This is a genomic window from Streptomyces sp. NBC_00878 (assembly GCF_026341515.1).
Taxonomy (GTDB): Bacteria; Actinomycetota; Actinomycetes; order Streptomycetales; family Streptomycetaceae; genus Streptomyces.
On the sequence record NZ_JAPEOK010000001.1, the window covers coordinates 4,831,770 to 4,844,678 of the forward strand.

Here is a 12,909-nt window from a genome sequence, read left to right on the forward strand (position 1 = left end):
TTTACGGCTCGAACTTGTAGCCGAGCCCGCGGACCGTGACCAGGTAGCGAGGGGCACCCGGGTCCGGCTCGATCTTCGCGCGGAGGCGCTTGACGTGGACGTCCAGGGTTTTGGTGTCGCCCACGTAGTCGGCGCCCCATACCCGGTCGATGAGCTGCATACGCGTCAGAACGCGGCCCGCGTTGCGGAGCAGCATCTCCAGCAGGTCGAACTCCTTGAGGGGGAGGTCGACCTTGGAGCCGGAGACGGTGACCACGTGGCGGTCGACGTCCATACGGACCGGGCCAGCTTCCAGAGCCGCCGGGGTGACTTCCTCGGGCTCGCCGCGGCGGCGCAGGACGGCCCGGATACGGGCGACCAGTTCGCGGGACGAGAAGGGCTTGGTGACATAGTCATCGGCTCCTATTTCGAGCCCCACGACCTTGTCGATCTCGCTGTCCTTGGCGGTGACCATGATCACCGGGACGTTCGATCGGCTGCGCAGCTGGCGGCACACCTCGGTGCCGGGCAGTCCGGGCAGCATCAGGTCGAGGAGGACGAGGTCGGCGCCGTTGCGCTCGAACTCGTCGAGTCCGTCGGGCCCGGTGGTCGCGATGGCGACCTCGAAACCCTCTTTGCGGAGCATGTAGGACAGAGCGTCGCTGAAGGACTCCTCGTCCTCGACGACGAGCACTCGGGTCACGGAAGGACCTCCGGGGCAGAAAAGGGTTCGTACGGGGATGAGACGGTGGTCGTCCCGTCGGTCTCACCGGTCTCGTCGTCTTCGTCGAGGCCGGGTGTCTGGTCGTCGGTCGCGCGGTCGCGGGCCGCGCCCGCCTCCGGCAGCCTCAGGGTGAAGGTGGAGCCCTGACCCTCGGAGCTCCACACCGTGACCTCCCCGCTGTGCGAGGCGGCCACGTGCTTGACGATCGCGAGCCCGAGTCCCGTACCGCCTGTGGCGCGGGAGCGGGCCGGATCCACACGATAGAAGCGCTCGAAGACGCGCTCCTTGTCCTTGTCGGAGATGCCGATGCCCTGGTCGGTCACGGCGATCTCGATGAGGTCTCCGCCGGGCGCGGTGACCCGGCGCGCGGCTATGCCCACCCGAGTGCGGGCGGGCGAGTAGTTGACGGCGTTCTCCACGAGGTTGCCCAGCGCGGCGGCCAGCTGACCCCGGTTGCCCCAGATACTCAGGTCGGCGGTACCGCCGGCGGCCATGGTGATCTGCTTCGTACCGGCCTGGTGGCGGCAGCGGTCGATCGCCTCGGCGACCAGTTCGTCGACGCCAACGGGCTCGGCGTCCTCCAGGGGATCGTCGTTCTGGACCCGGGAGAGGTCGATGAGCTCCTGGACGAGGTTGGTGAGGCGGGTGGCCTCTATCTGCATCCGCCCGGCGAAGCGTTCCACCGCTTCCGGGTCGTCGGAGGCGCCCATGACGGCCTCGGAGAGGAGCGAGAGCGCGCCGACGGGGGTCTTGAGCTCATGGCTGACGTTGGCGACGAAGTCGCGTCGTACGGCCTCGATCCGGCGGGCCTCGGTGAGGTCCTCGACGAGGAGCAGTACGAGCCGGGAGCCGAGCGGCGCCACCCGGGCGGACACGGCGAGTGCCTCGCCACGGCCGGTGCCCCGCCGGGGCAGGTCCAGCTCGACCTGCCGTATCTCCCCGTCCCTGCGCGTGTCGCGAGCCATCTGGAGCATCGGCTCGACGGCCAGTTTTCCACCCCGGACGAGACCGAGGGCGTACGCTGCCGAGCTCGCCTTGACCACGGCGTCGGCCTCGTCGAGGACGACCGCGGAGGAGCGGAGCACGGACAGGACCGTGTCCACGCCCGGCGGAAGCACCGGGTCCGTGTGCAGGGAGGTGCGGGTGGGGCGTTTCTGTTCCCGCTCGCTCCAGCGGAACGCCAGCATGGCGATGACACCGGTGAGCACACCGGCGATCGCTGCCGCTGCGGCGACCGCCGCGTTCACGTCCATGGCCCCAGGTTAGGCACGCTGTACGCCCGGGTCACAGCCGTCCGAGGGTGGACTCGAACACTCGTCGCTCAGAGTTCACTCTGGAGACCGTGTCGGTTCACTTCGTACGAACGGGAGACGCGAGCCTTCCACCAGCGAGAAGAGGCGGTGTCGCCCAGAATTAACCTGGGTGCCGGTGACGGTTCATTTGAGGGGGCGGAAACCGACGCGTTCAGGCCGGACCGTGGGAGCGTGGGGTTCTAGAGCCCCCTGAACCCCCCGATTGCAGACGTAGAGAGGGACATCCTGATGCGGGACGCGTACCACGAGGAACTTGACTCGATCGGCGAGGGCCTGGTTGAGATGGCCCGTCTCGTCGGCTCGGCGATCGGTCGCGCGACGACGGCGATCCTCGACTCCGATCTGAAGCTGGCGGAGAGCGTGATCGCGGGCGACCAGAAGGTCGACGATCTCCAGCACGACCTCGAAGCACGGGCGATAGCACTGCTGGCCCGGCAGCAGCCCGTGGCCACCGACCTGCGGATCGTCGTCACCTCGCTCCGTATGTCCGCCGACCTGGAGCGCTCCGGCGACCTCGCCCAGCATGTGGCGAAGCTCGCCCGGCTCCGCTTCCCGGAGCGCGCGATCCCGCACGACCTGCACGCCACGATCCTGGAGATGGGCCAGCTCGCGCAGCGCCTGATGGCGAAGGCCGCGGAGGTCATCATCACCAACGACGTCGACCTCGCGCTGCAGCTGGAGCAGGACGACGACGCGATGGACCTCCTCCACCGCACGCTCTTCCAGCACCTGCTGGACGACCGCTGGAAGCACGGCATCGAGACGGCGGTGGACGTCACGCTGCTCGGCCGCTACTACGAACGCTTCGCCGACCACGCGGTGTCCGTGGCGAACCGGGTGGTGTACCTGGTGACGGGCGAACACGCGGACGAACTGCAGGCGGCGCCGCAGGTGGAAGGGGCGTAAGCCCGCCCACGGTGGCGGGCTGCTCCCTGGGCATTTGGGCTTGCGCGGGCGTGTGGGCTTGCGCGGGCGTGTGGGCTGCGCGGGCGTGTGGGCTGCGCGGGCAGGTGGGCTGCGCGGGCAGGTGAGCTCGCATGGGCAGGTGAGCTCGCATGGGCAGGTGAGCTCGCATGGGCAGGTGAGCTGGCATGGGCTGGGCGCATCGATTCGTTGTGGTCGTTGTGGGAGCGCGCGAGCCTCTGTGCGCCGTTGATGCGCCCGACCGGGTGGGCGTGCAATGGGTGTAGGCACACAAGCCTTCGAGGAGGGACCCATGGCCGAATCCCCCACCACGCCCAACCCGACCCAGGACCGCGAGACCGAGCAGCCCACCGAGATCAAGAGCCTGCCGCTCATCGCCGCCTGCGGCTGCGGCTCGGGCTGCGGCTGCGGGTGCCAGTCCGGCAATCCGTGCCAGTGCGGTTGATGCACCTGGCGGCTGATCGCGCCGGGGCGGTTTGTTCACTCCGGGGCGATTGAGACTCCGGGGCGGATGACGCGCCGGCGCGGATGATAAGTCGACCCGGTTGACCATCGACTCTGTCGGCGCGCCTGCGCTCCTGATCACGTACGACCTAGGACTGCGGACGGGCCCCACTTCAGGTGTGGGGCCCTTTCGTACGTACGGTCGTCGCCCAGGTCAGCACCAGTTCACTACGGCGACGCGAAACGGGCGGCAGCGGCTGTGCAGGCAAACGGCGGCCGTCTGCCTGCCGATATGCCATGGCTCCAGGTCTGGCAGGCTCGTTCTTCGCGCCTGGTCAGTGGGCCGCGCACCCCAACTGACCTGCGGTCGGGCGGTCGTTGTCGGTTCCGCCTGGGAGGGCCCAGAGTGGGCCCAGGGCAAACAAAGACCCCTGATCTGCTCCGTAGGTACAGATCAGGGGCATGGTCGCCAAACCTACTTCTTCTTGCCCTGGTTCTTGACAGCCTCGATCGCCGCCGCAGCCGCGTCCGGGTCCAGGTAAGTTCCGCCCGGGTTCAGCGGCTTGAAGGCCTCGTCCAGTTCGTATGCGAGTGGGATGCCCGTTGGGATGTTCAGGCCCGCGATGTCCGCGTCCGAGATGTTGTCGAGGTGCTTGACCAGGGCCCGGAGGCTGTTGCCGTGGGCCGCGACCAGGACCGTGCGGCCTGCCAGGAGGTCGGGGACGATGCCGTCGTACCAGTACGGGAGCATGCGGATGACGACGTCCTTCAGGCACTCCGTGCGCGGGCGGAGTTCCGGCGGGATCGTCGCGTAGCGCGGGTCGGCGGACTGGGAGAACTCCGTGCCGTCCTCCAGCGGGGGCGGCGGTGTGTCGTACGAGCGGCGCCACAGCATGAACTGCTCCTCGCCGAACTCCGCGAGGGTCTGCGCCTTGTCCTTGCCCTGGAGGGCGCCGTAGTGGCGCTCGTTCAGGCGCCAGCTGCGCTGGACCGGGATCCAGTGGCGGTCCGCGGATTCGAGGGCCAGTTGGGCCGTGCGGATCGCACGCTTCTGGAGGGACGTGTGGACCACGTCGGGGAGAAGGTCGGCGTCCTTCAGGAGCTCGCCGCCGCGGACTGCCTCCTTCTCGCCCTTCTCGTTGAGGTTGACGTCCACCCAGCCGGTGAACAGGTTCTTGGCGTTCCATTCGCTCTCGCCGTGGCGGAGGAGGATCAGCTTGTACGGTGCGTCGGCCATGGCCCCGAGCGTAATCGAACCCCCGGATCGCCCGCTGCCCCGCCCGGAACCCGGACAGGGGAGGGCAGACGGGAGGCAAGCGGCACAGCCGGCGGCAGGGCGAACCGCGGGCGCGTGGCCGAGAGTTGGCGGCTTCTGCCAGCGGCTTCCGTTAATTGAGTGGACCCCGCCCGCTGCGTACTCGTAAGTTGCGCTCATTGCCTGAGCCGCTTACACGTCGCCCATGCGCACCCGGGGGTCATCGATGCCACTCACGTCCCTGAGACGTGTCGCCCGCGAGACCGTGTCCGGGCTCCCCCGCGAGTTCTGGTGGCTGTGGACCAGCACGCTCGTCAACCGGCTCGGCGCGTTCGTCGCCGCCTTCATGGCGCTCTATCTCACCCTCGACCGCGGCTACTCCGCCTCGTACGCCGGACTCGTCGCCGCGCTCCACGGGCTCGGCGGTGTCATCTCCTCCCTCGGCGCGGGCGTCCTCACGGACCGGCTCGGGCGGCGGCCCACCCTCCTCATCGCCCAGTCGTCGACCGCCGTCTGCGTCGCGCTGCTCGGCTTCGTGCACCACCCGATCACGATCGCCGCCGTCGCCTTCCTGGTGGGCATGGCCAGCAATGCATCCCGGCCCGCCGTGCAGGCGATGATCGCCGACATCGTCCGGCCGGAAGACCGCGTGCGGGCCTTCTCCCTCAACTACTGGGCGATCAACCTCGGGTTCGCCATCTCCTCCGCGGCGGCCGGGTTCATCGCCGAGTACAGCTATCTCGCCGGGTTCCTTCTTGAGGCCGGGATGACGCTGGCCTGCGCGGTCGTCGTCTTCGCGAAGCTGCCCGAGTCACGGCCCGAGCGGGCGGCGAAGGAGGTCGGCGAACCCGAGGTCGGGCTCGGGACGGTGCTCCGCGACCGGCGTTTCATGGGCGTCGTCGGGCTGTCCTTCCTCATCGCGCTGATCATCCAGCAGGCGTTCGTGGGACTGCCCGTGGCGATGGGCCGGGCCGGGTTCACGCCCGCCGACTACGGCATGGCGATCGCCGTCAACGGCGTCCTCATCGTCGTCCTCCAGATCCCGGTCACCCGTTTCATCGAGCACCGCGATCCGCGACGCCTGCTCGTCGTCTCCTCGCTCCTCGTCGGGTACGGATTCGGCCTCACCGCCTTCGCCGGCTCGGTCGGCGTCTTCGCCCTCACGGTCTGCGTCTGGACCCTCGGCGAGATCGTGAACGCGCCCACCCAGACGAGCCTCGTCGTTCGCCTGTCCCCGACGCATGGCCGCGGCCGGTACCAGGGCATGTACACCATGTCCTGGTCCGCGGCCGCCCTCGTCGCGCCCCTGATGTCCGGTCTCGTCATCGACCGGTACGGGGCGGAGTGGCTGTGGGCCGCGTGCGCGGTCGTCGGCACGGTGGCCGGTGTGGGGTATGGGGCGCTCATGCGGCAACTGCCGGAGCCGGATGCCCCGGACACCGTGAACGCTCCGGACACCCTGAACGCCCCGAACATCCCGAACATCCCGGCCGCCGCGGCCGTCCCGGAGGAGCCGGAGGAGCCGGAGGGCAAGGCCCCGGACGCCGCCGAGGCGTGTACTCCCGTACGTCTCAGGGATGCATCCTCGCCCCCTTGAGCACCTTGTCCACCGCGTTGCGCGGTCCGTACACCGCGAGGCCCACCAGATCCAGTTCCGCGGTCCGTACGGCCCGTACCGCCGCGCGGTTGTCTCGGTCATGGCCGGTGGTGAACAGGTCGGAGGTGAAGAGCGCGCGGGGCAGCGCCCGGGACAGCACGCGCGCGTGGGCCGCCGTCAGTGTCTCCTTCGTACCCTCGAAGACCAGGACCGGCTGCCGGAACATCGGCAGGTAGCCGATACCGTCCGCGTCCTCGTACGGCTCTCCGATCACCTCGGGTACGGACGCCCCGATCCCGCTCACGAGGAACGCGGTCACGTTCAGCCGCTGCCACGGCTCCAGGTCCTCCCGCAGCAGGACGGCGATCTTTGTGTCGAAGCGGACGGGTTCGGCGCGGACAGGTTCCGTGGGGAGAGGTTCGGCGTTCATGCACTGAGACTGCCGAGCTCCGTACGCGCCCGTCTTGTACGTTCCTTGCATGGTGCCCCAGCGTGAAGTCTCCGCCTGGCGCCCGCGCGTACCGGGTGTCGTGGAGGTTTTCCACGCCCACTTCACTGAGTACGCGTATCCGATGCACGTCCATGACGCGTGGACGCTGCTGATCGTCGACGCCGGGGCCGTGCGGTACGACCTCGACCGGCACGAGCACGGCACCCCGCACGACTCGGTCTCGCTGCTCCCGCCGCACGTCCCGCACAACGGGTCGCCGGTCACGCCGTACGGCTTCCGCAAGCGTGTGCTGTACCTGGACCTCAGCCGGCTCGACGAGACCTACATCGGTCCGGCGGTCGACACCCCGGACCTCGTCGACCCCGTACTGCGCCGGCGCGTCGGGCAGTTGCACACCGCCCTCGCCCACCCGGGCGACGAACTGGAGGCAGAGAGCAGGCTGACCCTGATCGGGGAGCGGCTGCGCGGCCATCTGCGGCCCGGGGCCCGGGCAGGAAAGGGGTCGGGGAAGGGGGCGGGGAAGGGGACGGGGACTAGGACTAGGACTAGGACGGGGGACGATCTCTCGCATCGCTCCTACCAGGCCGCCGACCGGCCCCTCGCCCACCGTCTGCGCGAACTCCTCGACGAGCGGCTCGTCCAGGGTGTGAACCTGGAGGAGGCCGCGCGGCTGTTGCACGCCCACCCCGCCCACCTGGTACGGGCGTTCAGCGGCGCCTTCGGGATCGCCCCGCACCAGTATCTGATGGCCCGCCGCGTCGACCTCGCCCGCCGCCTTCTCCTGGATGGCCGCGTGCCGGGCGAGGTGGCGGCGGAGACCGGCTTCTACGACCAGTCGCATCTGACCCGCCACTTCAAACGGCTGGTCGGGGTGGCTCCGGGGCGCTACCGCGTCAGCGCAGGCATGGCCCGCAGAGGCCGCAGAGGCCGCAGCTAGTGCTCTGACCGGAAACGATCACCGGATTGGTGCCGACTGGCCTTGCGCCGGTTGGATGTGACGACACGTCCGATCGGCGCGGGGAGGCGCGGTGGCAGAGCCGGTCAGGGTTCGCAGGCTGACCGAGCAGGAGGGGCAGAAGCTGCAGCGGATCGTGAGGCGAGGCACCACCAGCACGGTGCGCTTCCGCCGGGCGATGATGCTGCTGGCCTCGGCGGGCGGGAACACCGTGCCGGTGATCGCGAATTTGGTCCAGGCGGACGAGGACACCGTTCGTGACATGATCCACCGCTTCAACGAGATCGGGCTGGCCTGCCTGGACCCTCGGTGGGCGGGAGGCCGTCCCCGCCTCCTCAGCGATGACGACGAGGAGTTCGTTATCCAGACAGCCGCCACCCGCCCCACCAAGCTTGGCAAACCCTTCACCCGCTGGTCGATCCGCAAGCTCGCCGACCATCTGCGGCGCAACGTCGCCCGACCGATACGCATCGGCCGCGAGGCCCTGCGCTGCCTGCTTGCGCGCCGCGGCGTGACGTTCCAGCGGACCAAGACCTGGAAGGAATCCAGCGACCCGGACTTCGACGCCAAACTGGAGCGGATCGAGTACGCGCTGACCGAACGGCCCGACCGGACCTTCGCCTTCGCCGAGTTCGGACCGCTCGGCATCCGCCCGACCTCCGGGTCCTGCTGGGCCAGGAAGGGTCGCACCGACCGGCTGCCGGCGACCTTCCACCGCACCCATGGGGTGACGTACTTCCACGGCTGCTACTCGGTCGGCGACGACACCCTGTGGGGCATCAACCGGCGCCGCAAAGGCATCGGGCCCACCTGGGCCGCGCTCAGGTCGATCCGTGCGGCACGCCCCGACGGTGCCCCGATCTACGTGATCCTGGACAACCTCTCCGCCCACAAGAACGCGCACATCCTGCGCTGGGCAGTCAGGAACAAGGTCGAGCTGTGCTTCACCCCGACGAACGCATCTTGGGCGAACCCGATCGAGGCGCACTTCGGCCCTCTGCGGCAGTTCACCATCGCCAACTCCAACCACCGCAACCACACCACACAGACCCGAGCACTCCACGCCTACCTGCGTTGGCGCAACGCCAACGCCCGACACCCCGACGTACTGGCCGCCCAACGCCGCGAGCGCGCCCGCATCCGCAGCGAGAAGGGCATCCGCTGGGGCGGACGCTCACTGCCCGTCACAGCCTGACGCCTCGCTCACGACCGCCGCCGAGCCGACCACCGCACTCACCCCCGGCGCCGGGCTGGGACCGGGCTGTGCAGTGACCGGCCGCGGGCTGAGCCGTAATTCGTTTGACCGGGCCACGGGTCAACGCTGCACTGTGGCGGGACACCACGAGTCGTGGTGCCGGTACCCGAGGAGGCAGCGGCAGCAATGGAGATCCGTTCCACGACCGACAAGGATCTCGACGTCTTCGTCGACACAGTCCATGCCGCGTTCGGGCGCTTCCCGGAAACCCCGGTCGAGGGCGGCGGGCTGTGGTGGTCGGCGCTCGAAATGGACCGCTGCCTGCTCGCCCTGACGGCGGACGGGCGGCCCGTCGGCACCGCCGCCGCGCATCCTTTCGAACTCACTCTGCCCGGTGAGATCCTCGTCCCGGCCTCCGGGGTGACCGCCGTCGGCGTCCTGCCCTCCCACCGGCGCCAAGGCGTGCTCAGTACGATGATGCGGCACCAGCTCACCGAGTTGCGGGCCCGAGGAGAGTTCCTCTCCGTGCTGCTGGCCTCCGAGGCCCCGATCTACGGCAGGTTCGGCTACGGACCGGCGACCTACACGGCGCGGCTGACGGTGCCACGCCACCGGGCCGCTCTCGTCGTTCCCCGGGCCCGCACCGTGGCGGGCGCCCCAGCGGCCGGCTCGGACAACGGCTCGGTCGAGGTGCTGCGTCGGGCCGAGTGCGGCGAGATTCTGGAAGAGGTCTACGACCGGTATCGCCGTGCCCAGCCCGGCGCGCTGTCCCGGCCGCACCGCTGGTGGGCCTTGCGCGCGGGGCAGCCCCCGATCTCGCCGGCGCCGCGCTACGTCGCCGTTCACCGGGACGCCGACGGCGTCCCGGACGGGTACGCCAGCTACTCGATCGGCGAACCCAACACCTTGACAGTCGACGAGACCATCGCCACCGACGACGCCGTCTTCATGGCCCTGGCCCGGTACGTACTCGGACACGACCTGGTCACTCAGGTCGTGTTCCAGCATGTCCCGCCCGGGCACCCACTGCGCTGGCAGCTCGCGGACTTCCGCGCTGGCGAGGTGAGCGGCGACATGGACTGGCTCTACGTACGGCTCCTTGACATCCCGCATGCGCTGACCGCACGTGGCTGGTTCACGGACGGCGAACTCGTCCTCGACGTCGACGACCCGTTCCTCGGCGAACACGGCAGCTACCTGCTGACTGTCCAGGAAGGCAAGGCCGACTGCATCCCGACAGACCGGGAGCCCGACCTGTCCCTGGACATACGCGACCTGGGCTCGATCTACCTCGGCGGCACCGCCCCGAGCACGCTCGTGCGTGCCGGACACATCCGGGCCCACCACCCGAGCGCGGCCACCCTCGCCGACGCCCTCTTCCGCGCCGACCGTCCCCCGCACTGCCTGCACTGGTTCTGACCGCGCGCTCGCCGACCCTGTAGAAGTCCCGTTAGCCCATAGTCACCCGCTGGGGCGGATGCTCCCGACGCGCGAAGGGGTGAGTGGGCGTGGCCGGGAGCGGGGGGCGGCGGCGACGGCCGGGCTGGAACAGGCGCGCCGTCACGAACGGCCGGACAACCTGGCCTCCCTGCGGCGGCTCGACGAGGAACTGCCCGCCATGCTGACTCGTCCACGGGCGGGCGGTCCGGGAATGAATCGCTGACCTGGGCATGCTGCCACGCCATGCCGGTGAACCTATGCGGTCACAGCACTAGACCCGGCGTCGGCAGGGCATTGCAGGGCGGCGGCGCTAACCGTCGGTCGAACTCCGCGTCAGATGACCGAACGCGTCCAAGTTGCGCGTGGACTCGCCGCGCGACACCCGCCAGGCGTACTCCTTGCGGATCGCGGAGGCGAAACCGAGCTCCAGGAGGGTGTTGAAGCTGCCGTCGGCGGCCTCCAGGACCGAGCCGAGGAGCCGGTCGACCTCGTCGGCGGTGACCGCGGCGAGCGGGAGCTTGCCCGCCACATAAATGTCGCCGAGGCGGTCGACCGCGTAACTCACTCCGTAGAGCTTGAGGTTGCGCTCCAGGAGCCAGCGGTGGACGCCGGCCTCGTTCTCGTCCGGGTGCCGGATCACGAAGGCGTTGAGCGACAGGGAGTGCTTGCCGACGATCAGTGAGACGGTCGTCGACAACTTGCGGGTGCCGGGGAGCTTCACCACGAAATGGCCGGGCTCAGGACACTCCCACTCGATGTCGGCGTCCTTCAGGACCCCCTCGATGGTCCCCGCCGCGCGCTCTACGTCAGCCATGGTGGGAGCGTACGTGACGGCGGTGATCGTGCATGGCCGCCGTGTAGACGTCCGCCGTGGCGGCGGCCGCCGTGTCCCAGCCGAAGGACTTGGCGTGCCAGGCGGCAGCCGCGCCCATCCGGTCGGGGAGTGCCCGGTTGTCGGCGAAATCGCGCAGCACGCGCGCGTAGTCGACGGGATTGTGCCCCGGTACCAAAAAGCCCGTCTCCTTGTGGCGCACCGCGACGGGCAGACCGCCCACGGCAGCCGCGAGGACGGGAGTGCCGGCCGCCTGTGCCTCTATGGCGACGAGCCCGAAGGACTCACTGTAGGAGGGCATCACGAGGACGGACGCGGCCCGGAACCAGTCGGCGAGCTGCTCCTGACCGACCGGCGGCCGGAACCGTACGACATCGGCGATACCGAGCCGGGCGGCGAGTTTCTGCAGGCCCTCGGGCTTGGCGAGGCCGCTGCCGCTCGGACCGCCCACTACGGGGACGACGATGTTCGAGCGGAGGTCGGGCCGCTCGTCCAGGAGGACGGCCACCGCGCGCAGCAGCACGTCGGGCGCCTTGAGGGGCTGGATGCGACCGGCGAAGAGCGGTATCAGGGCGTCCTGCGGGAGGCCGAGCCGGGCGCGGGCGGCGGCGCGGCCGTCGGCCGGGCGGAAGCGGTCGAGGTTCACGCCCGGGTGGACGACCGCGACCTTGCCGGGCTCGGCGTCGTAGTGGCGTACGAGTTCGTCGGCCTCTTCGGAGGTGTTGGCGATGAGGCGGTCGGCGGCGCGCACGATCTGTGTCTCGCCGATGACCCGGGCGGCGGGCTCGGGGGTGTCGCCGTCGGCCAGGGCGGCGTTCTTGACCTTCGCCATGGTGTGCATCGCGTGCACCAGGGGCGCGCCCCAGCGCTCGGCGGCGAGCCAGCCGACGTGGCCGGAGAGCCAGTAGTGCGAGTGCACCAGGTCGTAGTGGCCGGGGCGGTGACCGGCCCAGGCCTGCATCACCCCGTGCGTGAACGCGCAGAGCTGGGCGGGCAGGTCCTCCTTGGCGAGGCCTTCGTACGGGCCGGCGTCCACGTGGCGTACGAGGACACCGGGCGCGAGTTCCACCTTCGGTGGGAGGGCGCCGGTCGTCGCGCGCGTGAAGATCTCGACCTCGATGTTGATCGCGGCGAGGCGCTGGGCCAGCTCCACGATGTAGACGTTCATGCCGCCGGCGTCGCCCGTACCGGGCTGGTGCAGTGGTGAGGTGTGTACGGAGAGCATCGCGACGCGGCGTGGCCGGCGGTGCAGCCTGAGCCTCGAAGAGGCCGCCGGGGAGCGGCGTCCGAGCCTGCTCACGTACTGGCTCACGTGGCGTTCCTCCTTGCTGCGGACGTGCTCTGACCGTGGTGTGGACGGGCTCTGAACTGTGGTGCGGGCACGTGTGGCCGTGGTGCGGGCATGCCTGACGGAGGACGTGGAGCGCCCTCCAGGTGCTTGAACGCCGGAGGGCCCCGCCCTCATTTCCTCTTTGCCGAATCATTACCGCCTATCGCTCAACTGTTCGGGGGTGTGGTGCGTGGTGGAGGTGGGGCTCGCCCCGGGGATCTTTCTCGCCCCCGCCGCCCCTACCCATTCCCGTCCCTTACTCGGGGGCTCCGCCCCCGAACCCCCGCTCCTCAAACGCCGGAGGGGCTGAAAGAAATGCCTCAGGCGCTAGAGAAACCCCAGGGCCGAGATGCTTAGGGGCGCGGGGCCCTGACATTTGCGGCTCCGCCGCGGGGCGCGACCAGCCACGACGAACCCGCACCTCTCGACACGAACGAGCACACCCCTAAGCCCGTCCGGCGCTTGAGGAC

The 12,909-nt window shown here is 69.8% G+C and carries 12 protein-coding genes; 6 read left to right on the forward strand and 6 right to left on the reverse strand.

Features of this window, described 5'->3' with window-relative positions; all coding sequences use genetic code 11:
* Position 1: 1 nt before the first annotated feature.
* A complete protein-coding gene (locus tag OHA11_RS20380; RefSeq protein ID WP_033322296.1) occupies positions 2-682 on the reverse strand; it encodes a response regulator transcription factor in 681 nt (226 codons plus the stop codon).
* Positions 679-1,956 (reverse strand): cell wall metabolism sensor histidine kinase WalK, encoded by a 1,278-nt coding sequence (locus tag OHA11_RS20385; RefSeq protein WP_266498375.1) that lies wholly within the window; start codon positions 1,954-1,956, stop codon positions 679-681. The genes OHA11_RS20380 and OHA11_RS20385 overlap by 4 nt, the downstream gene beginning before the upstream one ends.
* Before the next feature lie 288 nt (positions 1,957-2,244).
* Here OHA11_RS20385 and phoU point away from each other — a divergent pair, with 288 nt between their 5' ends.
* Together phoU and OHA11_RS20395 are read left to right on the forward strand one after the other, a co-directional pair.
* Positions 2,245-2,922: a phosphate signaling complex protein PhoU gene (phoU, locus tag OHA11_RS20390; protein ID WP_266498377.1), complete on the forward strand. Its 678-nt coding sequence runs from the start codon at positions 2,245-2,247 to the stop codon at positions 2,920-2,922.
* 310 nt (positions 2,923-3,232) lie between these two features.
* Positions 3,233-3,385: a hypothetical protein gene (locus OHA11_RS20395; protein ID WP_266498378.1), complete on the forward strand. Its 153-nt coding sequence runs from the start codon at positions 3,233-3,235 to the stop codon at positions 3,383-3,385.
* Positions 3,386-3,859: 474 nt separating this feature from the next.
* Here OHA11_RS20395 and OHA11_RS20400 read toward each other — a convergent pair whose 3' ends face one another.
* Positions 3,860-4,621 carry a phosphoglyceromutase gene (locus tag OHA11_RS20400; RefSeq protein WP_266498380.1) on the reverse strand — a complete coding sequence of 254 codons (762 nt, stop codon included), beginning with the start codon at positions 4,619-4,621 and terminating at the stop codon, positions 3,860-3,862.
* A 244-nt stretch (positions 4,622-4,865) separates the two neighbouring features.
* Between OHA11_RS20400 and OHA11_RS20405 the strand changes: the two genes are divergently transcribed.
* On the forward strand, positions 4,866-6,236 hold the full coding sequence (locus OHA11_RS20405; protein WP_266498382.1) for an MFS transporter: 1,371 nt from the start codon (positions 4,866-4,868) through the stop codon (positions 6,234-6,236).
* Here OHA11_RS20405 and OHA11_RS20410 read toward each other — a convergent pair.
* Entirely contained in the window at positions 6,211-6,666 is a 456-nt protein-coding gene (locus OHA11_RS20410; protein ID WP_266498385.1) for a DUF2000 domain-containing protein, read from the reverse strand. The two genes, OHA11_RS20405 and OHA11_RS20410, sit on opposite strands and share 26 nt — an antisense overlap.
* Before the next feature lie 49 nt (positions 6,667-6,715).
* Between OHA11_RS20410 and OHA11_RS20415 the strand changes: the two genes are divergently transcribed.
* The 3 genes from OHA11_RS20415 (at position 6,716) to OHA11_RS20425 (ending at position 10,256) form a co-directional block, all read left to right on the forward strand.
* Positions 6,716-7,624 (forward strand): AraC family transcriptional regulator, encoded by a 909-nt coding sequence (locus OHA11_RS20415; protein ID WP_266498386.1) that lies wholly within the window; start codon positions 6,716-6,718, stop codon positions 7,622-7,624.
* A gap of 91 nt (positions 7,625-7,715) precedes the next feature.
* A complete protein-coding gene (locus tag OHA11_RS20420) occupies positions 7,716-8,837 on the forward strand; it encodes an IS630 family transposase (RefSeq protein ID WP_266498388.1) in 1,122 nt (373 codons plus the stop codon).
* A gap of 186 nt (positions 8,838-9,023) precedes the next feature.
* Complete coding sequence (locus tag OHA11_RS20425; protein ID WP_266498389.1) at positions 9,024-10,256, forward strand: GNAT family N-acetyltransferase; 1,233 nt, start codon at positions 9,024-9,026, stop codon at positions 10,254-10,256.
* A 331-nt stretch (positions 10,257-10,587) separates the two neighbouring features.
* Here the strand turns inward: OHA11_RS20425 and OHA11_RS20430 are convergent, their stop codons facing one another.
* Both OHA11_RS20430 and mshA read right to left on the reverse strand, forming a co-directional pair.
* A complete protein-coding gene (locus OHA11_RS20430; protein ID WP_266498390.1) occupies positions 10,588-11,091 on the reverse strand; it encodes a YbjN domain-containing protein in 504 nt (167 codons plus the stop codon).
* Positions 11,084-12,421, reverse strand: coding sequence for a D-inositol-3-phosphate glycosyltransferase (gene mshA, locus OHA11_RS20435; protein WP_266498391.1), 1,338 nt, complete (start codon positions 12,419-12,421; stop codon positions 11,084-11,086). The genes OHA11_RS20430 and mshA overlap by 8 nt, the downstream gene beginning before the upstream one ends.
* Positions 12,422-12,909: the final 488 nt, after the last annotated feature.

Coding starts and splice junctions, on each gene's coding strand:
- OHA11_RS20385 (WP_266498375.1), bottom strand. CDS start 1,956: ATGGACGTGAACGCGGCGGTCGCCGCAGCGGCAGCGATCGCCGGTGTG.
- OHA11_RS20410 (WP_266498385.1), bottom strand. CDS start 6,666: ATGAACGCCGAACCTCTCCCCACGGAACCTGTCCGCGCCGAACCCGTC.
- OHA11_RS20395 (WP_266498378.1), top strand. CDS start 3,233: ATGGCCGAATCCCCCACCACGCCCAACCCGACCCAGGACCGCGAGACC.
- phoU (WP_266498377.1), top strand. CDS start 2,245: ATGCGGGACGCGTACCACGAGGAACTTGACTCGATCGGCGAGGGCCTG.
- OHA11_RS20405 (WP_266498382.1), top strand. CDS start 4,866: ATGCCACTCACGTCCCTGAGACGTGTCGCCCGCGAGACCGTGTCCGGG.
- OHA11_RS20400 (WP_266498380.1), bottom strand. CDS start 4,621: ATGGCCGACGCACCGTACAAGCTGATCCTCCTCCGCCACGGCGAGAGC.
- OHA11_RS20425 (WP_266498389.1), top strand. CDS start 9,024: ATGGAGATCCGTTCCACGACCGACAAGGATCTCGACGTCTTCGTCGAC.
- OHA11_RS20415 (WP_266498386.1), top strand. CDS start 6,716: ATGGTGCCCCAGCGTGAAGTCTCCGCCTGGCGCCCGCGCGTACCGGGT.
- OHA11_RS20430 (WP_266498390.1), bottom strand. CDS start 11,091: ATGGCTGACGTAGAGCGCGCGGCGGGGACCATCGAGGGGGTCCTGAAG.